This is a genomic window from Actinopolymorpha sp. B17G11 (assembly GCF_040196095.1).
Lineage (GTDB): Bacteria > Actinomycetota > Actinomycetes > Propionibacteriales > Actinopolymorphaceae > Thermasporomyces.
This window is the reverse complement of the sequence record NZ_JBEFTW010000010.1, coordinates 166,980-191,384: the sequence shown is the minus strand read 5'-3', so window position 1 is coordinate 191,384 and position 24,405 is coordinate 166,980. Positions and strand designations below refer to the sequence as shown.

22 protein-coding genes are annotated in these 24,405 nt (G+C 67.9%); 12 read left to right on the top strand and 10 right to left on the bottom strand.

Features of this window, described 5'->3' with window-relative positions; all coding sequences use genetic code 11:
- Positions 1-66: 66 nt before the first annotated feature.
- A complete protein-coding gene (locus ABN028_RS13640; RefSeq protein WP_349330008.1) occupies positions 67-2,571 on the top strand; it encodes an ATP-dependent Clp protease ATP-binding subunit in 2,505 nt (834 codons plus the stop codon).
- 99 nt (positions 2,572-2,670) lie between these two features.
- Here the strand turns inward: ABN028_RS13640 and ABN028_RS13635 are convergent, their stop codons facing one another.
- Entirely contained in the window at positions 2,671-3,633 is a 963-nt protein-coding gene (locus ABN028_RS13635) for an iron-sulfur binding domain-containing protein (RefSeq protein WP_349330009.1), read from the bottom strand.
- 114 nt (positions 3,634-3,747) lie between these two features.
- On the opposite strand from ABN028_RS13635, the gene ABN028_RS13630 reads away from it, so the two are divergent.
- The 3 genes from ABN028_RS13630 (at position 3,748) to ABN028_RS13620 (ending at position 6,766) form a co-directional block, all read left to right on the top strand.
- The gene (locus tag ABN028_RS13630; RefSeq protein WP_349330010.1) at positions 3,748-4,482 is read left to right on the top strand and encodes a hypothetical protein; all 735 of its coding nucleotides are present in this window, start codon (positions 3,748-3,750) and stop codon (positions 4,480-4,482) included.
- Positions 4,483-4,752: 270 nt separating this feature from the next.
- The gene (locus ABN028_RS13625) at positions 4,753-5,913 is read left to right on the top strand and encodes a Gfo/Idh/MocA family protein (protein WP_349330011.1); all 1,161 of its coding nucleotides are present in this window, start codon (positions 4,753-4,755) and stop codon (positions 5,911-5,913) included.
- Positions 5,914-6,313: 400 nt separating this feature from the next.
- A complete protein-coding gene (locus tag ABN028_RS13620; RefSeq protein ID WP_349696852.1) occupies positions 6,314-6,766 on the top strand; it encodes a lamin tail domain-containing protein in 453 nt (150 codons plus the stop codon).
- A gap of 257 nt (positions 6,767-7,023) precedes the next feature.
- On the opposite strand, the gene disA is transcribed toward ABN028_RS13620, so the two are convergent.
- The gene (gene disA, locus ABN028_RS13615; protein ID WP_349330013.1) at positions 7,024-8,109 is read right to left on the bottom strand and encodes a DNA integrity scanning diadenylate cyclase DisA; all 1,086 of its coding nucleotides are present in this window, start codon (positions 8,107-8,109) and stop codon (positions 7,024-7,026) included.
- A 231-nt stretch (positions 8,110-8,340) separates the two neighbouring features.
- On the opposite strand from disA, the gene ABN028_RS13610 reads away from it, so the two are divergent.
- Positions 8,341-11,112 (top strand): family 78 glycoside hydrolase catalytic domain, encoded by a 2,772-nt coding sequence (locus tag ABN028_RS13610; RefSeq protein WP_349696851.1) that lies wholly within the window; start codon positions 8,341-8,343, stop codon positions 11,110-11,112.
- Here the strand turns inward: ABN028_RS13610 and ABN028_RS13605 are convergent, their stop codons facing one another.
- From ABN028_RS13605 to ABN028_RS13585, 5 genes are all read right to left on the bottom strand, one after another.
- Complete coding sequence (locus ABN028_RS13605; RefSeq protein WP_349696850.1) at positions 11,113-11,628, bottom strand: GNAT family N-acetyltransferase; 516 nt, start codon at positions 11,626-11,628, stop codon at positions 11,113-11,115. It lies immediately after the preceding gene.
- A 2-nt stretch (positions 11,629-11,630) separates the two neighbouring features.
- Positions 11,631-12,341, bottom strand: coding sequence for a hypothetical protein (locus ABN028_RS13600; protein ID WP_349696849.1), 711 nt, complete (start codon positions 12,339-12,341; stop codon positions 11,631-11,633).
- Positions 12,342-12,508: 167 nt separating this feature from the next.
- Entirely contained in the window at positions 12,509-13,117 is a 609-nt protein-coding gene (locus ABN028_RS13595) for a DUF6318 family protein (RefSeq protein ID WP_349696848.1), read from the bottom strand.
- 120 nt (positions 13,118-13,237) lie between these two features.
- Complete coding sequence (locus ABN028_RS13590) at positions 13,238-13,639, bottom strand: type II toxin-antitoxin system VapC family toxin (RefSeq protein ID WP_349696847.1); 402 nt, start codon at positions 13,637-13,639, stop codon at positions 13,238-13,240.
- Entirely contained in the window at positions 13,636-13,866 is a 231-nt protein-coding gene (locus ABN028_RS13585; RefSeq protein ID WP_349696846.1) for a hypothetical protein, read from the bottom strand. Before ABN028_RS13585 ends, ABN028_RS13590 begins: the two co-directional genes overlap by 4 nt.
- Positions 13,867-14,016: 150 nt before the next feature.
- Between ABN028_RS13585 and ABN028_RS13580 the strand changes: the two genes are divergently transcribed.
- Positions 14,017-14,415 (top strand): hypothetical protein, encoded by a 399-nt coding sequence (locus tag ABN028_RS13580; protein ID WP_349696845.1) that lies wholly within the window; start codon positions 14,017-14,019, stop codon positions 14,413-14,415.
- Between the two features lie 834 nt (positions 14,416-15,249).
- Here the strand turns inward: ABN028_RS13580 and radA are convergent.
- Positions 15,250-16,620, bottom strand: coding sequence for a DNA repair protein RadA (radA, locus tag ABN028_RS13575; protein WP_349330019.1), 1,371 nt, complete (start codon positions 16,618-16,620; stop codon positions 15,250-15,252).
- 273 nt (positions 16,621-16,893) lie between these two features.
- On the opposite strand from radA, the gene ABN028_RS13570 reads away from it, so the two are divergent.
- Entirely contained in the window at positions 16,894-17,379 is a 486-nt protein-coding gene (locus tag ABN028_RS13570) for an SAM-dependent methyltransferase (RefSeq protein WP_349696844.1), read from the top strand.
- Between the two features lie 37 nt (positions 17,380-17,416).
- Here ABN028_RS13570 and ABN028_RS13565 read toward each other — a convergent pair whose 3' ends face one another.
- Both ABN028_RS13565 and ABN028_RS13560 read right to left on the bottom strand, forming a co-directional pair.
- A complete protein-coding gene (locus ABN028_RS13565; RefSeq protein WP_349330021.1) occupies positions 17,417-18,115 on the bottom strand; it encodes a class I SAM-dependent methyltransferase in 699 nt (232 codons plus the stop codon).
- Between the two features lie 73 nt (positions 18,116-18,188).
- Positions 18,189-19,025 carry a DUF3109 family protein gene (locus ABN028_RS13560; RefSeq protein WP_349696843.1) on the bottom strand — a complete coding sequence of 279 codons (837 nt, stop codon included), beginning with the start codon at positions 19,023-19,025 and terminating at the stop codon, positions 18,189-18,191.
- Positions 19,026-19,339: 314 nt separating this feature from the next.
- Between ABN028_RS13560 and ABN028_RS13555 the strand changes: the two genes are divergently transcribed.
- The 5 genes from ABN028_RS13555 to ABN028_RS13535 all read left to right on the top strand — a co-directional run bounded on the left by ABN028_RS13555 (position 19,340) and on the right by ABN028_RS13535 (position 24,355).
- The gene (locus ABN028_RS13555; protein WP_349330023.1) at positions 19,340-20,281 is read left to right on the top strand and encodes a Ppx/GppA family phosphatase; all 942 of its coding nucleotides are present in this window, start codon (positions 19,340-19,342) and stop codon (positions 20,279-20,281) included.
- Positions 20,282-20,336: 55 nt separating this feature from the next.
- A complete protein-coding gene (locus tag ABN028_RS13550; RefSeq protein ID WP_349330024.1) occupies positions 20,337-21,347 on the top strand; it encodes an N-acetylglucosamine kinase in 1,011 nt (336 codons plus the stop codon).
- Entirely contained in the window at positions 21,344-22,228 is an 885-nt protein-coding gene (locus ABN028_RS13545; protein WP_349696842.1) for a sugar isomerase domain-containing protein, read from the top strand. The genes ABN028_RS13550 and ABN028_RS13545 overlap by 4 nt, the downstream gene beginning before the upstream one ends.
- Positions 22,229-22,476: 248 nt before the next feature.
- Positions 22,477-23,316, top strand: a complete 840-nt coding sequence (locus ABN028_RS13540) for a sugar phosphate isomerase/epimerase family protein (RefSeq protein ID WP_349330117.1) — start codon at positions 22,477-22,479, stop codon at positions 23,314-23,316.
- A gap of 193 nt (positions 23,317-23,509) precedes the next feature.
- On the top strand, positions 23,510-24,355 hold the full coding sequence (locus ABN028_RS13535; protein WP_349330026.1) for an SGNH/GDSL hydrolase family protein: 846 nt from the start codon (positions 23,510-23,512) through the stop codon (positions 24,353-24,355).
- Positions 24,356-24,405 lie beyond the last annotated feature (50 nt).

Genomic DNA, 24,405 nt, shown 5'->3' with positions numbered 1-24,405 from the left:
GCATGAAACGCAGGGGCCGGGGATTCGTCCCGACCCCTCGAGCCGTCTCCAGCCCGGGGAGCAAAGATGTTTGAGAGGTTCACCGACCGCGCGAGGCGGGTTGTCGTCCTGGCCCAGGAAGAGGCCCGGATGCTCAGCCACAACTACATCGGCACCGAGCACATCCTTCTGGGTCTGATCCACGAGGGCGAGGGCGTCGCCGCCAAGGCGCTCGAGAGCCTCGGTATCTCGCTGGAGGCCGTCCGCGCCCAGGTCGAGGAGATCATCGGCCAGGGTCAGCAGGCGCCCAGCGGGCACATCCCGTTCACGCCGCGGGCCAAGAAGGTCCTCGAGTTGTCCCTTCGCGAGGCCCTCCAGCTCGGCCACAACTACATCGGCACCGAACACATCCTTCTCGGTCTGATCCGCGAGGGTGAGGGCGTGGCTGCCCAGGTGCTGGTCAAGTTGGGTGCCGACCTCGGTCGGGTCCGCCAGCAGGTCATCCAGCTGCTCTCGGGCTACCAGGGCAAGGAGACCGCGAGCGCCGGTGCGAGTGGCAGTGGCGAGGGTTCGCCGCAGGGTTCGCTCGTCCTGGACCAGTTCGGACGCAACTACACACAAGGTGCACGCGAGGGCAAGCTCGACCCGGTGATCGGCCGGGAGAAAGAAATCGAGCGGGTCATGCAGGTGCTGTCCCGACGCACAAAGAACAACCCGGTGCTCATCGGAGAGCCAGGCGTCGGCAAGACCGCGATCGTCGAGGGCCTCGCCCAGCAGATCGTCCGCGGCGACGTGCCCGAGACGCTCAAGGACAAGCAGATCTACAGCCTCGACCTGGGCGCCCTCGTCGCCGGGTCGCGTTACCGCGGTGACTTCGAGGAACGCCTGAAGAAGGTCCTCAAGGAGATCCGCACCCGCGGCGACATCATCCTGTTCATCGACGAGCTGCACACCCTCGTGGGTGCCGGCGCCGCCGAGGGCGCGATCGACGCGGCGAGCATCCTCAAGCCGATGCTGGCCCGCGGCGAGCTGCAGACCATCGGTGCGACCACACTCGACGAATACCGCAAATACCTCGAGAAGGATGCCGCGCTCGAACGCCGGTTCCAGCCGATCCACGTGCAGGAGCCGTCCATCGCCCTGACCATCGAGATGCTCAAGGGCCAGCGCGACCGGTACGAAGCGCACCACCGGGTGACGATCACCGACCAGGCGATCGTGGCCGCGGCGGAGCTCTCCGAGCGCTACATCTCCGACCGTTACCTCCCCGACAAGGCGATCGACCTGATCGACGAGGCCGGCTCGAGGCTGCGGATCCGGCGGATGACCGCGCCGCCTGACCTGCGGGAGTTCGACGAGCGGATCGCCAACGTCCGTCGCGACAAGGAAGCCGCGATCGACGCTCAGGACTTCGAGCGTGCCGCCTCCCTGCGCGACGAGGAGAAGAAGCTCATCGCGCAGAAGGCCGAGCGGGAGAAGCAGTGGAAGGCCGGCGACATGGACGTCGTGGCCGAGGTCGACGAGGAGCTCATCGCCGAGGTCCTCGCGATCGCCACCGGCATCCCCGTCTTCCGTCTCACCGAGGAGGAGTCGCAGCGCCTGCTCCGCATGGAGGATGAGCTGCACAAGCACTACATCGGCCAGGAAGACGCGGTGCACGCTCTGGCGAAGTCGATCCGGCGGACCCGGGCGGGCCTGAAGGACCCGAAGCGGCCGAGCGGTTCGTTCATCTTCGCCGGACCGTCCGGTGTCGGTAAGACCTACCTGTCGAAGACGCTCGCGGAGTTCCTCTTCGGTGACGAGTCGGCGCTGATCGCACTCGACATGAGCGAGTACTCCGAGAAGCACACCGTCTCGCGGCTGTTCGGTTCGCCTCCTGGCTACGTCGGCTACGACGAGGGCGGCCAGCTGACCGAGAAGGTGCGGCGCAAGCCGTTCTCGGTCGTCCTCTTCGACGAGATCGAGAAGGCCCACCCCGAGATCTTCAACTCGCTGTTGCAGATTCTCGAAGAAGGCCGGCTCACCGACGCCCAGGGTCGGGTCGTCGACTTCAAGAACACGGTCATCATCATGACGACCAACCTCGGTACGAAGGACATCGCCAAGGGTGTCCACCTCGGGTTCTCGCAGGCCCAGGACAACCGTGGTTCGTACGAACGGATGAAGAACAAGGTGCAGGAAGAGCTGAAGCAGCACTTCCGGCCGGAGTTCCTCAACCGGGTCGACGAGATCATCGTCTTCCCGCCGTTCACCGAGGACGAGGTTCTGGAGATCGTCGATCTGCAGATCGCCGAGGTCGAGAACCGGCTGAAGAACAAGGACATGGGCATCGAGGTGACCCAGCCGGCGAAGCAGCTGCTGGCCAAGCGTGGTTGGGACCCGGTGATGGGCGCCCGGCCGCTGCGCCGGACGATCCAGCGCGAGATCGAGGACGCACTGGCCGAGAAGTTGCTGTTCGGCGAGCTCACGCCTGGCCAGATCGTGTTGGTCGACGTCGAAGGCGAGGGCAAGGCGGCGACGCTGACCTTCCGCGGTACGCCGAAGGCTGCCGTGCCTGACCTGCCGACGATCACCGCCACGACCCAGGAGTAGTCACCCACACTGCTCACACGCAGAGAGGGGCGGCCACGGTCATCCGTGGCCGCCCCCTCCCTTTTCCCTACGCCGCGCGTCCCATGATCATGATCGTGATCACGAAGCGTATGGGGAACTATGGCCCCGTTTCCCTTCATGGCTCTGTTTGCCTTCATGATCATTGGCGGGCTCGGCTCGCTCTGATCGGGCCGGGAGTTGGAACGCGTCACTGGTCACGGGCTCGACGAGACCGTCGGCGACGAGGCTGTCGAGGGCCCGTTCGCGTTGGATCGAGTCGGACCAGGCGGCGTCCAGCTCCGGTCTGGCGACCGGGCCGGGTGCTTCACGGAGGACCCTCAGCAGCCGGCCCCGGCACTGGCGGTCTGTGCCCTCGTACGTCTGTCGCCGCCGCGCGGGTCCGTCGTACGCCGGCCGACCGGCGATTCGCCAGGCGCACATCCGGCTGAGCGGGCAGGCCGCACACCGCGGCGACCGCGCCGTGCACACGAGCGCGCCGACCTCCATGACGGCGACCGCCCAGGATGCGGCTGTCTCGGCCTCGTCCGGTAGCAGGCTCGCAGCGGTCCGGCGTTCGCCCGCAGTGGTGGCTGTCGGCGGGTATTCCACCCCTTCGACGACCCGTCCGAAGACGCGCCGGACGTTCGTGTCCAGCACGGCATGCCGCTGCCGGAAGGCGAACGACGCGACCGCGGCCGCGGTGTAGTCGCCGATGCCGGGGAGCGCGCGAAGATCGTCGTACGCCGCCGGGACGTCGCCGTCGTGGCTGCGCGCGATCGTTGTCGCGGCCGCGTGCAGTCGCAGCGCCCGACGCGGATAGCCGAGCCGACCCCACTGCCGCACCGCCTCGCCGGGAGCGTCGTCGGCGAGCGCACGCGGCTCTGGCCAGCGTCGCAGCCATGAGTCGTACGCCGGAAGGACGCGGTTCACGGGAGTCTGCTGGAGCATGATCTCGCTGACGAGGATGCCCCACGGGCTGGCTTCGGGCCGTCGCCAGGGCAGGTCGCGGGCGTTGGCGGCGTACCAGCGCAGGACCGGCGCGTGCAGAGGTGACGTCGGCATGACAAGACCGATCTTCCCACGCGCTGGTATCGGTGTCGGGTTAGCGGTCTCCGGCCGTGAGGAGTACGGCGTGGGGGCGGGATATCGCGCGGCCGGCTCGTTACGCTCCGTGTCATGGGCTCGCTGCTCCGGCCGGTCGGGCCGCTGCCGGCGTGGGTCTACTGGGCACGGCGGGCGGTCCTCTTCGTCCTGCTCGCACTCCTCATCTGGCTCGTCGCCAGCTCGCTGACCCCGAACGATCCGAAAGGTGCCGCCGCGCCCGCCCGCGGCGACGGGGCGGGTCCCACGTCGAACGCATCTGATCGGCCGCAGTCGCGGAACACCCCGTCGGCTCCGTCGGCCCCGCGCCCAACCTCCGGCGGGGGGAAGGAGTCGCATATGCCAGAAGTGAAGGTGCCAGCGACCTCACCCGCGCACACGAAGCAGCCGGGTGCGCGACCGGTGGCGAGTCCGAGCGCCTGTCCCGCGAGCTGGCTCGAGGTACGTACGGACGCCGCGAAGGACGGCCCGGCGATGGCCGGATCTGAGGTGGATGTCGTCGTCGAGATCGTGAACGACGGTGCGGATCCGTGCGTCCTTACCGTCGACGCGGAGTCGTTCCAGGTCCAGGTCACCTCTGGGAACGACCTGATCTGGGACACGAGTCACTGCCCGTCGGTCGTACCTTCGGGCACGTTCACCCTCGGCCCGGCGAAGGCGCAGAGGGTCGCGATCGCGTGGCCGGGGATGCGTTCGCGCGAAGGGTGCCCCTCCGGGCAGCCGAAGGCACTGCCCGGCTACTACGCGGCGGGTGCCTCCGTGCACGGTCGGGCTTCCGCGACCGATCGCTTCCAGCTGACCGCCATCTGACCGCAGCATTCACTGTCGTCGCCGTGCCCGAGCGGTTCGAGTGGTGCTCAAGCGGAACCGCTGACCGGGAGCCCCGGGCCGGCTCTCAGGACGTGAGATGGCCGATTCCGCACCGTGACAGCGCTCGCGGCGAGGGACTAGCGTGCGAGCGGTGCTTGCGTAGATGCGACCGTCGTTCCGGGGTTTCAAGCACCAATGGGCACATCGTCGTGCGCTGGTTCAGGCCAACCTCGCCACCGGAGCGACGGCATGCGAACGGAGCGGCTCTCGATGACAGATCTGGCGATCGGCGTGATCGGATACGGCCTCCGCGGTGGGCTGTCGAGGCATGCGCACCGGCCCGACGAGGGCTCCAGGGTCGTCGCCCTCTACGACCCGGACACCTCGGCGCATGACCGGTTCCGCAACGATTTCGGTTCAGGCGTACGCACGACAAAGGATCTCGACGAGTTCCTCGCGTACGGTCTGGACGCGGTGTTTGTCGTGAGTCCCGACTACCTGCATGAGGAACACGCGCTCGCCATGCTGGGCGCCGGAATTTCGATCTACCTGGAAAAGCCGATGGCGATCACCACCGAGGGCTGCGACCGGATTCTCGCCGCGGCCCAGAAGTCGGATGGCCGGCTTTACCTCGGGCACAACATGCGCCACATGCCGTTCGTACGGGAAATGAAACGGCTGATCGACGACGGCGCCATCGGCGAACCGAAGGTGGCGTGGTGCCGGCATTTCGTCGGGAACGGCGGCGACTTCTACTTCGCCGACTGGCACGCCGAACGACGGTATGGTACGAGCCTGCTGCTCCAGAAGGGCGCGCACGACATCGATGTGCTGCACTGGCTGTGCGGGTCGTACGCCCAAGAGGTGACGGGTATGGGCGACCGCATGGTGTATTCGCCGGAGCAGGGCGGTGGCGAAGCCACGGCGTGGTGGAAGAGTGCCGATCGCCTGAAGCGCTGGCCGCCGAAATCGTTGACCGGGCTCAATCCGGCCATGGATGTCGAGGACGTGTCGATGCTGACGATGCGGCTCGGCAACGGCATTCTCGCGTCGTACCAGCAGTGTCATTTCACGCCGGACTACTGGCGCAACTACACGATCATCGGTACCGAGGGGCGGATCGAGAACTTCGGCAATGGCGAGCCCGGCACGGCGATCCGGGTGTGGAACCAGCGGCACGACTACCACGCCGAGGGAGATGTCGCGGTTCCGCTGGAGCCGGAGACCGGTGGTCACGGTGGTGCGGACCCGCGGATCGTGGGGGAGTTCCTGCGGTACGCCCGCGAGGGTGGTGACACCGAGACGTCGCCGGTCGCGGCGAGGTACGCGGTGGCGGCCGGATGTGCGGGAGCGGAGTCGCTGCGGTCCGGCGGGGTCCCGGTGCGGGTTCCTGACGTGGACCCGGCGGCTGCGGCCCACTTCGGCGGGTGAGCTCAACCCACTGAGAGGTCGCTCCGCCGGCCTGCGTTGTTCGTCGCTCCGCGGGGGTCCGTGGCTCGGGCGGGACTCGCCGGGTTTCCCGCGTTCGTCGCGTGCGCGCAACGGGGATTTCTGACGCTGGATGGTCCGGCCCGTGGTGAATCTGATGGCCTTCCAGCCGACCTGCGTAATCTATTGCGTATACGCAATACTCAATGGCGCACGCGCACCAACACGGGGATGTAGGAGCTCGCGTGCCGGGTCCATCACCGCGGACTCGGACTCGTGGGCCGGGCACACGCACGTCGGCGGTCTTCCTGCTTCGGAGGGGGCGGCAGGACGACCGTCGGCGGTGCCGTCTACCAGCTTCGCCGACGCCGCTGTCATCGCAGGAACGCAATGAGGGGGAGAGGTGAAGGCAAGGTTCATCGGATTCGTGTCGGCGTTGGCGCTCGCGGCAGGGGTTGCGCTCTTCGCCGCTGGCCCGGGTCACGCGGCAACGCCCGCCGTACAGATCACCAAGGTCTACTACAACTCGCCGGGCACGGACACCCGGTCGAACAAGAGTCTGAACGCGGAGTACGTACGCCTGACCAACCGGCGGACGTCCGCCATCAAGCTCAAGGGCTGGACCCTGCGAGACAAGGCGAATCACGTCTACACCTTCGCCACCTACACGCTCGGCGCCGGCAAGAGTGTCTACATCCACACTGGGAAGGGCACCAACACCACCTCCCACCGGTACTGGGGGCAGGGCGACTACGTCTGGAACAACACCGGCGACACCGCCTACCTTCGTACGCCCGCACGGACACTCGTCGACAGCTGCTCGTGGGGAAGCAAGGGCAGCTACACCACCTGTTGACGTCATACGTTCACCGGCCGGTGGCGTCGGCACTTCTGAAGCGGTTGGTCAGGGGCGCCCTTCATGCAAAGCATCTTTGTATGAAGGGCGCCCCTGATGCGTCCCTATGGGATCAGGGTGCCCATCATGTGAAGGCTCCCTGGGTGGGGTGCCCCTCACGCAAAAGGCTCCCTGGGTGCTGATGCCTTTCATGCAAAAGGCTCCCGGGTGCTGCCTTGCATGCGTACGTACAAACCAGCAAGGGCGCCAGTGCAGGCTCAGACGTAGCGTTCGAGGATGCTCGACTCGGCGAGCCGGGACAGTCCTTCGCGGACCGAGCGGGCGCGGTGTTCTCCCACCCCACCCACCGCCTGCAGGTCGTCGATGCTCGCAGCGAGCAGCTTCTGCAGGCTGCCGAAGTGGTCGACGAGCCGGTCGATGACCGCACCGGGGAGGCGGGGCACCTTGGCCAGGAGCCGGTAGCCGCGCGGGCTCACCGCCGCGTCGAGGGCGTCGCCACCGTGGCCGAGAGCGCGGGCGACCGAGCCGATGTCCAACAGATCCGTGGCGGAGATGGCGTCCAGCTCGTCGAGGGCTTCGTTCACGTTGCGGGGTCGCCGGCTGGGAGCGGCGGGGAGATAGTCGCGCGCGACGAGTTCGCGCTCCGGCCCGACGCCTGCGACGAGCTCGTCCAGCTGGAGGGACAGCAGCCGGCCGTCGACGCCGAGCTCGACGACGTACCCCTGGATCTCGTTGGCGATCCGGCGCACCATTTCCAGCCGCTGGGCGACCGCGGCGACGTCGCGAACGGTCACCAGGTCCTCGATCTCCAGTGCGGACAGCGTGCCCGACACCTCGTCGAGCCGGAGCTTGTAGCGCTCGAGCGTCGCGAGGGCCTGGTTGGCGCGGGACAGGATCTGGCCGGTGTCCTCGAGGACGTACCTGATGTCATCGACGTACAGCCCGATAATCCGCATCGACTGTGACACCGAGACGACCGGGAATCCGGTCTGCTTGGCGACCCGCTCGGCGGTGCGGTGGCGGGTGCCCGTCTCGACCGTCGGGATCGAGGAGTCGGGCATCAGGTGGACGGCGGCCCGCAGGATCCGGGTGCAGTCGCGGTCGGCGATGATCGCGCCGTCCATCTTGGCGAGCTCGCGGAGCCCGGTGGCACTGAACTCGACATCCAGAGCGAAGCCGCCGGTGCACAACGTGTCCACGGTGCGGTCGTATCCGAGCACGATGAGGGCGCCGGTACGGCCGCGGAGGACGCGCTCGAGCCCGTCGCGCAACGCCGTTCCCGGCGCGACCGCGGCGAGCGTCGCCCGGAGTCGGGCGTCCGGGCCCTTGTCACTTGCAGCCACAACTCTCCAGGATTGGTCAAGCCTGCTCTGCAGCAGTCTACGTGGGGGGCCCCGGCGTCGGCGCCGCACGCCATGCCCGGTGCCTTGCGTGAGTGGTAAGTCAGGAGTCTGACGGTGTTGGGCCCCTGCCGGAGGCCAAAAGTCGCTCAACGTGACCGGTAGTGGACACAGCGGTGCGGCTGGGCGGGCGAGACGGCATCTTCGTACCCGCTCAGACTCTGGGAGGGGCCGATGACCGCAGCTGTCCGACCACACACCCTGCGCACGGAGTACGCCGAGAACCCCGTGGGCCTCGAGGAGCCGGCCCCGAGGTTCTCCTGGCTCCTCGCGACCACACCTGCGGCGACCACACCCGCGGCGACCGGGACGAGGCGCACCGACTACGGCTCCCAGGAACGAGGTTCGCGGGGTTCAGCGGCCGGTCAGTCGGCGTACCAGATCAGGGTGGCGTCCTCGGTCGACGTGCTCCTCGCCGGCGGGTCCGATGTCTGGGACTCCGGGCCCGTCGAGTCGAGGCGTTCGGCGCAGGTGGAGTACGCAGGTCAGCCCCTCCGGTCGGCCACGCCGTATCTCTGGACGGTCCGTGTCTGGGATGCGGCCGGCGAGGCGTCGGAGTGGTCGGATCCGGCGTCGTTCGAGATGGGTCTGCTCTCGCCCGACGACTGGGGCGGTGCCACGTGGATCGGACACCCGGCGAGCTGGTCGGCGGGCGGCCTGCCGAACGGCGGAGCGGCCGAAGCCCTGCCCGCGCCGCTCCTGCGTACGGCGTTCAGGTTGTCGCGTGGGGACTCGACCGGCAGCCCGCCTGTGCGGGCGCGGCTCTACGCCTGCGGGTTGGGATATGGCGAGTACTACCTCGACGGCCACCGGATCGGGCGTGCGGTGCTGGACCCGGCGCCCACCAACTACGACGCCACCGTCCTCTACTCGACGTATGACGTGACCGACCTCCTCGCGGCCGGGCCGCCCGGCGCCGAGCACGTACTCGCCGCCCACCTCGGGCGGGGCCGGTACGGCGAGCCGACGACGAGCGTGTGGTACTGGGAGCAGGCACCCTGGTGGGACCACCCGAAACTGCTGGCCCAGTTGGTCGTGTCGTACGCCGATGGCCGTGTGCAGCGGATCGTGACCGACCCGACCTGGCGCAGCATCGACGGTCCGGTCCGCGTGGACTCGCTGTTCGCCGGTGAACGCTACGACGCCCGCCACGAGCAGCCGGGATGGACCGAGCGCGGCTTTGACGACTCCGGGTGGTCGCCCGCGGCCGCGGTGGCGCCGCCGAAGGGTGCGCTGCGCGCGCAGCAGGTCGAACCGATCGAGCCGGTGGCAGAGATCGCACCAGTCGCGCTCACCTCGCCGCGGCCAGGGGTGTTCGTCTTCGACGTGGGCCAGCAGATCGCCGGGTGGGCCCGGCTGCGCCTGTCGGGGCCGGCGGGTACGGAGGTGACGATCAGCTACGGCGAGAAGCTGCGTGCCGATGGCACGGTCGAAACCGACCAGCAGTTGCGGCTGATCGATGCCGATATCCAGACCGACGCGTACGTTCTCCGGGGCGGTGACGTCGAAACGTACGAGCCGCGCTTTTCGTACAAGGGATTTCAGTTCGTCCAGGTCGAGTATCCGGTGGATGGCGTCGACAGCCACGGCAAGGGCAGCGAGCCTTACCGGCCCGCGCTCGCGGACCTGCGCGCTATCGTCGTCCACACGTCGGTCGCGTCGACGGGCGAGTTCTTGTGCGACGACGAGTTGGTCAATCGACTGCATTCGGCGACCCGCTGGGCGATTCTCAACAACCTGCACGGCGTGCCGACGGATACGCCGGTGTTCGAGAAGAACGGCTGGACCGGTGACGCCCACCTCACTGCCGGCGCGGCCGCGCACAACTTTCACATGCCGCGCTTCTATACCAAGTGGCTGCAGGACTGGGTTGACGCGCAGATGCTGAGTGGCGAGTTTCCTCCCATCATTCCGACCAGTGGGTGGGGCTATCACGGCGACTCGCGGTCGGCGATCGCCGGTCCGATTCCGGCGTGGGAAGTGGCGTACGTCGAAATCCTGTGGACGATGTACATGTCCTACGGTGATGAACGGATTCTCTCCCGACACTACGATCACGCGCGACGCTATCTCGACTATCTGGTCGACGGTTACGTCGACGATGATGTCGTCCTGGTGGGACTCGGGGACTGGCTGCCGCCGGATGTGGGTGGGGCACCGCCGGAGGGTCCGGGCATCTATGAGACGGCGTACACCTGGCGTTACGCCGCACTGCTCGCCGCCATCGCCGCGGTGATCGGCCGGGACGGCGACATTCCTGCGTACGAAGAGCTTCAGGGCAGGTTGAGGTCCGGATTCAACCGCGCCTTCTTCGATGCCGCGGCGGGGATCTATCACGGCGAGAAGCCGGCGGGGTACCGTCAGGCGGCCAATGTCATCGCGCTGTCGTTCGGCCTGGTGCCGCACGACGTGCGTCCAAGAGTGTTCGGCAATCTCGTCGCGGACATCCATGCCCGTCAAGATCACCTTGACACCGGTGTGATCGGTACGAAGCTGCTCTTTCCGTTGTTGACCGCGAACGGCGAGGTGGACCTGGCATTCAGGGCGGCCACCCAGCGTACCTACCCTGGTTACGGTTTCTGGATCGAACAGGGCGCGACCTCGCTGTACGAGCACTGGGGTGCGGACTCGCGTTCGCGGAACCACCATTTCTTCGGCCATGTCGACCAGTGGTTCGTCGAGGACCTCGCCGGGCTGTCACCGTCCGCGCCCGGGTATGCAACGGTGCGGGTCCGGCCGGTGCCACCCCAGGCGCTCGGTCATGCGTACGCCTCCATCGACACCATCCGCGGCAGGGTGGCGACGTCATGGCGGCGGCGTGACGACGGATACGAACTCCGCGTGGAACTTCCACCCGGCGTAACCGGCGAGGTGTACCTCCCACGAGCGGCAGGTGGCCACGAAGACGCCCGCGAGTGCGGCGAAGGCGTCCACATCTTCACCTGATCAGGTTGGCCGATCATGGAGGGCGCGAGAGAGGAAGAGCAGGGCTCCCTTGTCGTCGTCCTCGCGGCGGTCGAGTTCCATACCGATCCGCTGCAGGACCCGCACCGATGCCAGGTTGCCCGGACGGACCGTTGCCCACACACGCCCCAGCCGGGCACGGGCGCACTCCGCGAGGACCTCCTCCGCTGCCTCGGTGGCGTATCCGAGACGTTGGCTGTCCCGCCTGATCATGTAGCCGATCTCTGGTTCGTTCGCGCCGGTCCGTCCGACAAAGATGCCGCAGTTGCCAACGAGCCGGCCCGTCGCCTTCAGCCGCACTCCGTACCAACAAAGACTCAGGTCTGTTCGGGTCGCGATTCGACGCTCGACCCATGCTTCGGTCTGCTCGATCCGGGTGAACGGACCACCGCCGATCGTGTGTGTATGCGGATCGGCGAAGATCTCGTGTAACGCCGGTGCGTCATCGCGCCGAAATGCCCGCAGGCGCAGGCGTTTCGTCGAAAGGAAAGGCCGCATCGCTATCGGCGGAGGACTGGGCTGAGTTCGACGACGTCGAGGGCGATGTCGTAGGGGCCTTGGGTGGCGGGGGTTTCGATGTCGTACGGGCCGCGGTCGCCGATGGTGAAGCTGCCCCACCAGCGGGTGGTGAGCGTGATGGTGCGTGGGCCGGTGGTCTCGTAGGTGTGGACGACCTGCGGGTTGGGGTCGGTGTAGGTGTTTCCCGGGATGTTGAACTCACGCGTGAGTCCGGGTTCGAAGGTCCATTCCCACTCGCCGCGAGCCGTCACGGTGACCTCGAAGTTGAAGACGGGAACGGTGGCGGCGGGCATGAGCCGTGGCTGGCCGGAGTGGAAGAACGTGGGGAGTTCGGTGACGGCCTGACCATCGGGTGGCTGCAGCTTGGGTGCCTGGGCGGGTACGAGTGTGCGCCAGCGGGTCTGGACCTGGTTCCAGACGTCGTCGGGAGTGAGGGCATCGTCGGGATCGCCGAGGCACAGGGTGCCGACCTGGTTCCAACCGCCTCCGCCCGGTCGGAGCAGGAACACGTCGTGGACCCAGCGGGGCGATCCGTCGTCGTTGTCGCCGCATCTCATGAGCTCGTGGCAGAGGACGTTGCCGCCGAGTTCGCAGGTCTTCTCGAGCCGCCATTCGCATCCCGGGCAGGAGGAGCCGCCGGAATCGACAACCTGGCCGTCCTGGTTGAACAACGCGGCCTGCCCGACAAACACATCACCCTCACCGCGAGGCTCCGGATCCGGCGGCGGCGGCGGAGGCGGAGGAGGGTCCCCACATCCTCTACAGGGGTCGTCGCTCTGATCGGCGTAGGCATAGTTTGCCGTTGAGATACTCAGGGCAAGGCACAGGATCGTCAGCACTACGACAGCAGTGCGCAGGACTATGAGACTTGACGTTGCCTGAGTACCAGCCATAGGTCCCCCTTTTTCTGGAATTCGACGCGATACCTCCAGGAATCCGGCGGAAACTTCTCGGCGGCCTTCCCGTTCCCGTCAACTTCAGTCGCGCCAGCGTCCATCAGCGTGAACGTTGCGGATTCGAACTGATCATCCGCATCGCGTGGATCTAATTTGAAGTTGCGAACTGTGAGGCCCTCGCCAACTATCTCGAAGCGGCGGCCCTTTGACTTCACGGACTCGATGTAGTCGATGTAGCGCTGGCCGGCGCCTGAACCAGGAACCGTGAGCGCTTCGATCGGCGCGGAGTCCAGCGTCTCGTATGCCTCGTTGACCGCGTCGTAGAAGGCGACTGTCGCGGCGTGGATCTGCTCCTCGACTGATCCGGCGGCAGCGGACTGGCTCGGCGAAGGGCTGGGTGTCTCGGACGCGGCCGGCGACTTGCTGGTGGGCTCCTTCGACGCGGTGTCGACGGGCGTGGGCTCAGGGTTGTTCGCGCATGCGACCGGCATGACGGCGAGGAGAAGACCCGTGCAGGCGAGCGCGATCCGATGCAGGGGTGGCGGTGTTCCGGCACGACCAGGCGTGAGCATGGGAGTACATTAGGCGATTCGCCACATTTCGGAAGTCCTCATCCACAGGCCGTTCGGCATGGCGCGAGCGGAATCGTCTGTCGTCCGAGTCCGACGGGAGCACACCGGATCCGCACCCCATCACATGATCAGGTCGATGTGGCATCTCGCCTCACCCGCGTGCGCGAGCTTGGCGTCGCAGGTCATGAGGGTGCATCCGAGCCCTTCGGCCAGGGCGACATAGGCGGCGTCATACGGGGTGACGTTGTTGCGGAGCTCCCACATTCGGTCCAGCAACGGCGCGAGTGGCATACGCCGGATGGGGAAGCTCGCCAAATGGCGCAAAGCGCCCGGCACAGCCTCGGTCAGGGCTGCACTGTGCCGGCTCATCCGTCGTAGTGCGGAGACGACCTCGGCATCAAGGTGCGCCGGAGCGTAGAGCGCACTTCCCGACGAGATCCGCTCCACCGTCTGCTGGCGTCGCGCATCATCGGCAGCGTAGAAAGCCGCAAGGACAGATGCGTCGATGACCGCCAGGCTCACGACGCCTCGCGCACGTCTCGTACGGCGGCAACCGCGTCGTCAAGGCTGATCCCGGTCCCGTGCGGCGGTTCGTACGTGGCGGCATAGTCCGCCAGGTCCAGAGTCCGAGCCAACTCCTCTAGACGTTCGACGACGAACGCGTTGAGCGACTGGTGGCTGGCATCCGCGCCTCTGCTGAGTCTGGCGTAAACGTCGTCCGGCACATCCCTGAGATTCATCCGCCTCATGGCACCATTATGGCACCGTCGAGGGCGTGTGCGGTCCGCCGTCGGCCCTTTGTCTGAAATGCACGGGTTATCCACAGTTGGGCCGTCTGACCCACTGATCTTGCCTAGAGTCGGCCGAAGATCGTTACGCGTTGGCCACGGGAGGGGCGTATGGCGAAGGAGTACAACCCCGATGTGATCCGGTTCATGGTAGGTCAGCTGGAGATGGCCGCCGGCGAGCTCGACGAATCTGGCAACTCGCTGCCCGCCGAGGTGGACGCGAGCGTCCTCGGCCCGCCGATCCGAGACCTGGTCGAGAGCGTGGCCGCGAACGTGACCGCACTGGTAACGGGCCTTGATGCCGTAGCTGGCGAGCCGAGGGAGGCGGCACGTCAGTACTACGCTACGGAGGCTGCCAACCAGGAACGGATGAACGAGCTGGCCCGGAACCTGTTCCAGATCGATCCGGACGCAGGACTCCAAGCGACATGCTCGGGACCTGCGTGGGCGGCGACCTGGGGGTCGATCGATGCCCTGAAGCAGTGGTCCACCGAACATCCGTCACGGTGAGCGATGCCACTCGGACGATGCGGGGAGTCCAGGAAGGCACCGAGGAGTCCTGGACTGACGACGCGGGTGAGTTGTTTGCCGCGAAGCTGGAGCTCGGTGTGGCTTACGCCCGGAGGCTGGCAGATGCACTCGATCGGCTCGAGCGCTTGCTGGATGACTGTCGGGGCAGTGTTGCGCGCGCCCAGGAACTGATGGCCGATGCCGAACGAATCGCTGACGACGGTGGTCTCGCGATCGTCGACCACCGGATCGTGCCGCCTACCAAGGGAGAGAGAGGTGCGCTTGGATCTGCGACGACGATGTTGTGCGCGAGAGGTCCTGGGTTTGTGTTTTACGGCGTTTACCTGTCCTTGGCTATACCGCTAGCACTGGCGCCGTTCCTCGCCCCGAGGATCCCGGATGACGGTACCCGGTGGAGCGCATGGTTTCATTTGTGGGCTCCGTTCATGCCAATCGCTGCGATGGTCGCTCTGGCATATCGTTCTAGACGTCCACGAGCCTGCGGGGCGACCCGCCAACGAGGGAGGAAAACTGGATCGCCGACCTTGACTTCTTTCGTAAGAAGCGCCGCGTACTTACGGCTGGCTACCTCGCGGTGAGTCCTGTGCTTCCATATCTCGCGTTGAACTTCTATCTACGGCATCCCGAATTCCGCAAGGAGCTGGGCACCGAGTTGGCATCAGATCGGATGAAGCGACTGGACTTTCCCGATGTCATTTCGGAAAGTGCGCCGATTCGGTGCAGTCCGGCCGGTGGATTCCCCGCGAGGTCAGTCAACCTGAGGAACATCGCGCGCCGACCGGTCCCAAGGTCGACCCAGGCCTCACCTTCAGGTCATTGAAGCTGGCGGGCGGCGAGGAGGGCGACGCCGAGGTCGGCGGCCTCGGCAACCCGGATGCCGTCTGGCACGGGTCCGCTGTCAGGCGGTACGACGGCCTCGGTGAAGCCGAGCCGCACCGCCTCGGCCAACCGCCGCTGGACGCCCGTCACGCGACGCAGTTCGCCAGCCAACCCGACCTCGCCGACGGCGATCATCCGCGGCGGCAGGGGAATGTCCGTCATGGAGCTGGCAACAGCGAGGGCGACCGCGAGGTCGGACGCCGGCTCGCGCAGGCGTACCCCACCCACTGTCGAGGCGTAGATGTCCTGCTTGCCGAGCGGAAGTCCGCCGCGCCGCTCCAACACCGCCAGCACCATGGACAGCCGGCTCGAGTCCAGACCGGACGTCGCCCGACGCGGGCTGGCCAGGCTCGAGGCGGCCACCAATGCCTGTACCTCGGTGAGCAACGGCCGCTTGCCCTCGACAGTGACGGTCACGCAACTACCCGGAACGGGCTCCGGCCGCTGGGTCAGGAACAGCCCACTCGGATCGGGCAGGCTCTTCAACCCGCCGTCGGCGAAGTCGAAGCAGCCGACCTCATCGGTGGGACCGAACCGGTTCTTCACCGCGCGGACCATGCGGAGCCGAGAGTGCCGGTCGCCTTCGAAATGCAGGACGACGTCCACGAGGTGTTCCAGGACCCGCGGGCCGGCGATCGAGCCGTCCTTGGTGACGTGACCGACCATGAGGACGGCGATGCCGCGTTCCTTCGCCACCCGGATCATCGCGGCCGCGACCTCGCGGACCTGGGTCACGCCCCCGGCCGCGCCCTCGACGGAGGCCGACGCCACCGTCTGAACGGAGTCCAGCACGATCAGGTCCGGGCGTACCTCATCCACATGGCTCAGCACCGCCGACAGGTCGGTCTCCGCGGCGAGATACAACCGCGGCGCGAGGGCGTCGATTCGCTCCGCCCGCAACCGGATCTGGGCCGCTGACTCCTCGCCTGAGACGTAGAGGCTCCGCGCCTGCGTCCGGGCGCGTTCGGCGGCGACCTCGAGAAGCAAGGTCGACTTGCCGACGCCCGGCTCGCCGGCCACCAGGACGACTCCGCCCCGGACGAGGCCGCCGCCGAAGACCCGGTCGAGTTCGGAGATGCCGGTGGGCTCCGCGCGCGCTGCCTCGACGTCGACCTGGTCGATGGGCACGGCGCGCTGAGTGACCGGGCCGGCGGAGGTCACCGCCACCCGCGGCGCGCCGACCTCCTCGACCGTGCCCCACGCCTGGCACTCGCCACAACGACCGACCCACTTGGTCGCCTGCCAGCCGCACTCGCCACAGCGGTAGGCCGGCTTGAGGGCACGCGCTGCCGTCGCTCTTCCCATGTGCCGAGACGGTAGTAGCCGGCACCGACAGCGGCTGGGTTCGCCGCGCCAGGCCGGCGAACTGGCCGTCAACCCAGCCTTGGCAGGCGTACGGACAAGATCCAGGACGGGGTAGCTGAACCGGTCGGCGGCTGACGTGCGTACGGCACAAAAGAGGAGTCCTTCGACGAAGGTCGTGAGGCAGCGGCCATCGGGGGCGAAGGACACTTCCGGCCAGCCGTTGCGACTCATCGGCTGTGTCGATGTCCGCGGCGCGACCTAGGCTGGGCAGACGTGAGCACACAGATCAGTACGGATGCGAGAACCGCCATCCAGATGGTGCCCCTCGGCGTCGTGGTCGGTGGGCGGCACGACGTACGCGAGGATGGCTGGGCCGACGAGATCGCCCGCATCGTCCTCGACGGTGAGCAACTCGACCCCGACGCCACGCTCGGGTTGGTGGCCTACTCCCACCTCGAAGTGGTGTTCTATTTCCACCGGTCAACCCGGCAACGGTCAGGGGCGGCGCATCCGCGGAGCAATCCGCACTGGCCGCGCGTCGGGATCCTCGCCGATCACAGTCCGCACCGCCTCAACCACATCGGCGTTTCCTGCTGCGAGATCGTCGCCGTCGACGGGCTCACGCTGACCGTACGCGGGCTGGACGCGCTGGACGGGAGCCCGGTGCTGGACGTGAAGCCGTACGTCGAGGAGTTCGGGCCACGCGGTCCGGTCCGGGAGCCTGCCTGGATCCGTGAACTCATGCGGACCTACTACTGACGCCGCCGGGCATACGCCGACCGTCCAAGACTCCGGGTCAGAACGTCCGCCACCACAGGTTGACGGCGTAGTCGACGTCGAGGGCCGGCCACGCCGCGAGGACCCGTTCGGCGACCTCGGGACGGAACTCGATGCGTACGACCGACTCGAAGTCCTCGCGTCGTTCGAATTGCCAGCGGATGTCGAGAGGTGCGCGGCGCCAACCGCGGCGGGTCCAGAAGGCTTCGACCGCATGTGGATCGTGAGTGGGGAAGGCCGCCCTGAACCAGCCGCCGAACGTACTCCGCGTCGCGTCGTTGTCGATGATGAACGCGGCCCCGCCCTTCCGCGTGACCCGGCTGATCTCGCCCAGACCCGGCTCACATCCGGGCCCGAAGAAGTACGCCCACCGCGCATGCACCACATCGACAGAGGCGTCCGGGATGGGCAGGGCCTGGGCCGTGCCCTGGCGGACCTCCACGTGCGGGATGGCTCGGCACCGTCGGCGCGCGTGCTCGACGAGGCCCCCGTGCGGTTCGACGCCGACAACCCTGGCGGCGTGCTCGGCGAATCGGGGGAGATGGAAGCCGGTGCCGCAGCCGATGTCGAGAATGGTCGCGCCGTGCCAGGGTCGGCGTTCGATCATGGCCTGCTCGAGTACGCCGTCGGGGTCGGCGGCGCGGTTCTCGAGCTCGTAGCTGCCGGGGGCGTTCCAGATGTTGGGGCTCGGTCGGGCTCCCGTGGCGATGCGTGGCACGCACCTGAGGGTAGAAGATTGGCGCCCGCACCGGCACGGCTGGCGGCGCCGGCACCGGCACCGGTGGCGGCGGTCAGCGGCGGCGGGCGCCCTTGCTCTTGCCCTTCCCCGCCGTGACGCGGACCTGGCCGGCCTGCCCGTTGGATTGCGTACGCGCCCGCGGTCGGCGTACAGGATCGGCCGGATGCGGCGCGGTGCGGACGCCACGGGCGAGGTGCGCTTCGCAGTGCTTGACGAGTTCGTCGTAGCCCGCCTGTCCCATCAACTCGACCAGCTCGGGACGGTTGGACACGTAGACGGGATCGCGGGCGCCGTGCGCCTCGGTGTTGCCGGTGCAGTACCAGTCGAAGTCGTGGCCGCCGGGGCCCCAGCCGCGCCGGTCGTACTCCGTGATCGTCACCTCGGTGTACGAAGTGCCGTCCGGCAGCTCGACCTCACGGTAGAGCCGCCGGATCGGAAGCTGCCAACACACGTCTGGCTTGGTCTCCAACGGGTGGACGCCGATCCGGAGCGCGTGCTTGTGCAGGGCACAGCCGGTCCCGCCCGCGAACCCCGGACGGTTGTGGAAGATGCACGCGCCGTCGACGACGCGGGTCTTACGTTCGCCGTCATCGTCCTTCTCGATCCAGCCGGCTTTGTTGCCTTCGGCGCGGTACTGCCAGTCGTCGTCGGTGAGCTTCTTGACCCAGCCGCGGACCCGCTTTTCGTCGGCTTTGTCGGCGAAGTGTGCTCCCATGACGCAGCACCCGGCATCGGGCTCCTCGGCGAAGATGCCGTGGCAACCGGATCCGAAGATGCAGTTCCAACGAGAGGTCAACCAGGTCAGGTCCGCGCGGAACACCTGGTCAGAGTCATCCGGATCGGTGAACTCGACCCAGGCGCGCGGGAAGTCAAGAGAAACCTCGGGCATCTACGAAACCCTACGCCTCGTACGCCGTGCGACACGCGACGCCCGCCGGTGTGGTGGTGGACCAGTTTCGCGGGGTCCCGCGTACGGCCTGGGTTTGGCATACGACCTGGGTCCGGCGAACGACCGGGGTCTTACGTACGACCTGGTTCCGGCGTGCGCAGGTGCTGGTCCCGTGATCATGAAGGAAAAGCGGCAATATCGCCGAAGAATCTTCATGATCACGATCATGATCACGGGATGGGGACCGACCGGGTCGCGCGGGGAGAGGGCGCGGGTGCGCTGCCAGGTCGGGGCGGACCAGCTAGCCTCGGATCATGCGGCTCGGCGTCCTCGACGTGGGTTCGAACACCGTCCACCTGCTCGTCGTCGACGCGCGCCCGGGTGCTCGGCCGGTTCCTGCGTACTCCCACAAGACCGAACTCCGGCTCGCCGAGCATCTCGACTCCGCCGGCGAGATCTCCTCCGCTGGCGCGGCTGAGCTCAAGCGCCTGGTCGCGGAGGCGCTCGAGATCGGCGAGGACAAGGGCTGTCAGTCGGTTCTCGCGTTCGCCACGTCGGCGGTTCGAGAAGCGACCAACGGCGACGCCGTGCTGAGGGACGTCATGGCCGCGACGCGCGTCGACCTCAGCGTGCTGTCCGGCGACCAGGAGGCCCGGCTCACCTTCCTCGCCGTACGCCGGTGGTTCGGCTGGTCCTCCCGCCGGCTTCTGGTCTTCGACATCGGCGGCGGCTCGCTCGAGATCGCGACCGGTCTGGACGAGGATCCGGACGCGGCGATGTCGATGCTGCTCGGTGCGGGCCGGCTCACGCGGATGTGGTTCACGTCCGACCCGCCGCCGGCCGACGAGGTGAGGGCGCTGCGCAGGCACATCAGGGCGGAGATCGCGAAGTACGCCGGCCAGGTGCTGAGGTTCGGCGCGCCGGACCATGTGGTGGGTACGTCGAAGACCTTCCGGCAGCTCGCCCGCGTCTGTGGCGCGGCCCCCTCGTCGGAAGGCCCGTACGTCAAGCGGACGATGCAGCGGTCCGTCCTCAACCAGTGGTTGCCGAAGCTCTCCGCCATGTCGGCTGGCGAACGCGCGGACCTCCCCGGCGTTTCGGCTGGGCGCGCGCCGCAGCTGCTGGCGGGAGCGATGGTCGCGGAGGCGGCGATGGACCTGTTCGAGGCGGACGAGCTCGAGGCCTGTCCGTGGGCGCTACGCGAAGGAGTCATCCTGCGTCACCTCGACACGATGGAACCGGAGGACTTCGCGTGAGGACACCGGGGACCGCGACGAGCACGCCGGACCGGACGAGTACGCAGGGAACCAGATGAGCACGGCGAGGAATACGGAGGGGCAAGGCGTACGGCTGGCGGTCGATGGCGGAGCGACCAAGCTTCTCATGGGCGTGGTCGACCGGTCCGGTCCGACGCCGCGGCTGGGCGAGCAGGTGTCGGTGCCGGGCTTTCAGTGGACGACGGGCGAGGACCCGATCGACCAGCAGTGCCGGCGGGTGGTGTCGGCATGGGTCGCCCTCGGCCGGCCCGCGCCTGTCGAGGTGGTGGCGCTCGGCCTGGCCGGTGGTGCCTACGACCGGCCCAGCCGCGAACGTCTGGCTCCCCTCCTCGCCGAACAGCTCGGCGCCCGCACCGTCCTGCTGACCGGCGACGACGTGACCGCTCACCTCGGCGTGCTCGGCGGCGACTCCGGCGTCGTCGTGACGGCCGGAACCGGCGTGAACTGCCTGGCGGTGACGCCGGGCGGCGAGCTGACCAACATCGACGGGATGGGCTACCTCTTCGGAGACGCCGGCGGCGGCTTCTCGCTCGGCCTGGCGGGCCTGCGCGCTGCGGTGGCGGGGTACGAAGGACGCGGAGCCACCACCGCCCTGACTGCCCGGGCCGAGGAGCGCGTCGGTCGCCCCCTGCGGGAGGCGGTCAAGGCCTGGTACCGCTCCCCGTCGCTCATCGCCGACGTCGCCTCCTTCGCCGCGGAGGTCGCAGTGTTGGCCGCGTCCGACCCGGTGGCGCGAGTTCTGTGCCTCAGTGCGGGCGAGGAGTTGTCCGTGTGTGCGTCCGCTGCCGTACGCAAGGCGTTCCCGACCGCAGCAGACGGTAGCGTGCCGGTGTCGTGGGCGGGCAGTGTCCTCGGTGGCCCGGTGATCTTCGACGCGTTCGCCGCCGGACTGGCGCAGCTGTGCCCCGCCGCCGAACTGCGCGATCCGCGCGGTGACTCACTGGCGGGCGCTGCCCGGCTGGCAGTGGACCAGGATGTTCCGCACCTCGCCGGCGTGGTCGTCCACTCTGCCGGCGCTCCGACCACCACGACGGCGAAGTCATGAACGCAGAGCGGACAGGTGGCGCACACGCGGAGGCAGTGGTCCGGGACGCACGGCAGGAGGACGCAGCGCGGACGGACGGCGGGCGCCTGGACAGAGGTGCCGCTGGGGACGGTCCCAGCGGGGCGCGGATCGACGACGATGCCGCAGTCCGTGTCCTCCGCACGGCGATCGACCGGGTGGTCAACACCCAGCGCGAACCCATCGCGGCGGTCGCCGACCTGATCGCCGACGCCATTCCCGCGGGTGGCATCGTCCAGGTCTTCGGCACCGGGCACAGCCGGGCGTTCGCGATGGAGATCGCCGGGCGGGCGGGTGGTCTCGTACCGGCGAACATGTTGGCCGTCAAGGACCTGGTCTTCCGCGGCGGCGAGGATCCCGCCGCGATTCTCGACCCGCTCGTCGAACGCGATCCGGCCCTCGCCGCGCGGATTCTCCCCCTGCACGATCTCCATCCCCGGGATGTGTTCCTCGTCGTTTCCAGTTCGGGTGGCAATGGCAGCACGGTCGAGATGGCTCGGCTCGCCAAGGAGCGGGGCCATCCGGTGGTTGCGGTCACGTCGTTGGAACACAGTCGGGGGATCACTTCGCGGCATCCGTCCGGCCTGCGGTTGTTCGAGGTGGCCGACGTCGTGATCGACAACTGTTCGGCGTACGGCGATGCGGAGCTGGCGATACCTGGCGCCAGCCTGACGATCTGTCCGACCTCCTCGGTGACCGGCGCGGTGATCGCGCAGATGATCACGACGCAGGTGTGCGCGCGACTCCTCGCGGCCGGGCACGAGGTACCGGTCTACGTGTCGGCCAACGTCCCCGAAGGTGACGCACACAACGAACGCATGGAAGCCCGGTACGGCACCCGGGTCACGCACAGCGAACCCTGACCCGCCCTGAGCATGCCGGAAACGCCCGACAGGTGGCCTCTCACCGATGATCATGATCACGGTCGTGATCACAGGCGGGAGTCGCTCGCGGAGCCTCACCGGATGAGAGGGAGCCGGTCACGGGCTGTCTTCACGACGTACGGTCGGGACGGAACCCCCCGGGCCGTACGCTGGACGCCGTGCAGCCACCAGGTGCCACCACTCGGGTCCGCGGCAAGGACGTCGTCGTACGCGTCCCCGACGCCCGGATGGCACTCTCCACCGCCTCGGTCTACCCGGAGTCGACGGCGACGGCGTTCGAGCTCGCCGCCCGCCTGGGCTACGACGGTGTCGAGGTCATGGTGGGTGCGGATCCGCTGAGCCAGGACATCGACGCGCTACGCCGGCTCAGCGAATACCACCAGCTGCCGATCGTCTCCATCCACGCGCCGACGCTGTTGATCACCCAGCGGGTATGGGGCACCGAGCCGTGGGGCAAGATCGACCGCAGCGCGGAGGCGGCCAAGGCCCTCGGCGCCAAGGTCGTCGTCGTACATCCGCCATTCCGTTGGCAGCGCGACTACGCCCGCGACTTCGTGGCTGGCATTGCGCGCCGGCAGAAGGAGACGGGGATCAGCTTCGCGGTCGAGAACATGTTCCCCTGGAAGGCCGCAGGGCAAGGACTTCAGGCGTACCTTCCCGGCTGGGATCCGCGGGACTTCGACTACGCCGAGGTGACACTGGACCTGTCTCACACGGCGACGGCGGGCGTCGACGCCTATGACATGGCGTACGACCTGGGTGAGCGGTTGACTCACATCCACCTTGCCGACGGCTCTGGTTCGAACAAGGACGAGCACCTGGTGCCGGGCCGGGGGGGCCAGCGGTGTGCGGAGGTGCTCGAACTGCTCGCCCGCCGCGGATTCGGCGGCAGCATCGTGCTGGAGGTCAACACGCGCCGCGCCGCCGGTCGGGCCGAACGTGAGGCGGACCTGGTCGAGGCGCTCGCGTACGCCCGGCTGAACTTCGCCGCGCCCGTCGTTCCGTCCTACGCCGTCACCGCCGACGGAACGATCGAAGCCATCGGCCCCGCCGCACCGTCCCAGTAGCCCCGTTCCTCGTGATCATGATCGTGATCACGAAGGGTTTGCGGCGATACTGACGATTTCCTTCATGGTCACGGCGCCCATTGAGCGGTCCGCTCGACTCTCGTGATCCATTTCCGGTCGTTCACTTGATCCGCACGTAAACCTTCACGCACCCTGAGTGCGACATCCGGCCTAAAGCCCGCTTTATCTCTGCATGAGCCGGCTTGTGGCCTTCGCCTCAGGCGTGGAGGAGTCCGCGATGCGCGGGATTCGGCAGCAGGCGGGCAGGATCTTCGTCGTTCTCGGCTTCGCGGTCGGTTCCGTTCTGGTGGGCGGTTCTCCGGCACACGCCGCGCCCGCCTACACCGCGCTCGGCGACTCGTACTCCTCCGGCGTGGGCACGCGGTCCTACTACGACGACGGCACCACCTGCAAGCGTTCGCCGTACGCCTACCCGGTGCTCGACGCGGCCCGGCTCGGTGCGGCGCTGACATTTGCCGCCTGCTCTGGTGCGAAGGTCTCAGACGTACGAAGAAACCAGCTTGGCAGCCTCAACGCCTCGACCCGCTACGTGACGGCATCGGTCGGAGGCAACGACGCGGGGTTCGCCCCGGTGATCATCAAGTGTGCGCAGCCCTGGCCGACCACGTGCTGGGGGGCGATCGACAACTCACAGGCATTCATCCGAAACACCCTTCCCGGCCTCCTCGACGGGCTCTATTCGGCGATCCGGAACGCCGCACCCAACGCGCGCGTGGTCGTCGTGGGTTATCCGCGGCTGTTCAACGGCGAGGAGTGCAATCTCGCCGCCCGGATCAGCCCTGGCGAGCAGGCCGAGCTCAACGCCACCGCCGACCTGTTGGCCACCACCATCAGGGCCAGGGCGGCCTCCCATGGCTTCGCGTTCGCCGATGCGCGCAGCGCCTATACCGGCCACTCGGTCTGCGACGACGTCGAGTGGATCAACGGCCTGTCCAACCCGATCGGCGAGTCGTACCATCCCAACCGCGCCGGACAGCAGGGTTACGCCAACCTCGTCGAGCCGGCTCTGCGCGGCTGAGTGACCGACCTGTCGCGTGAGGGGGCCGTTCACGCGAACGCCCTCGGAGG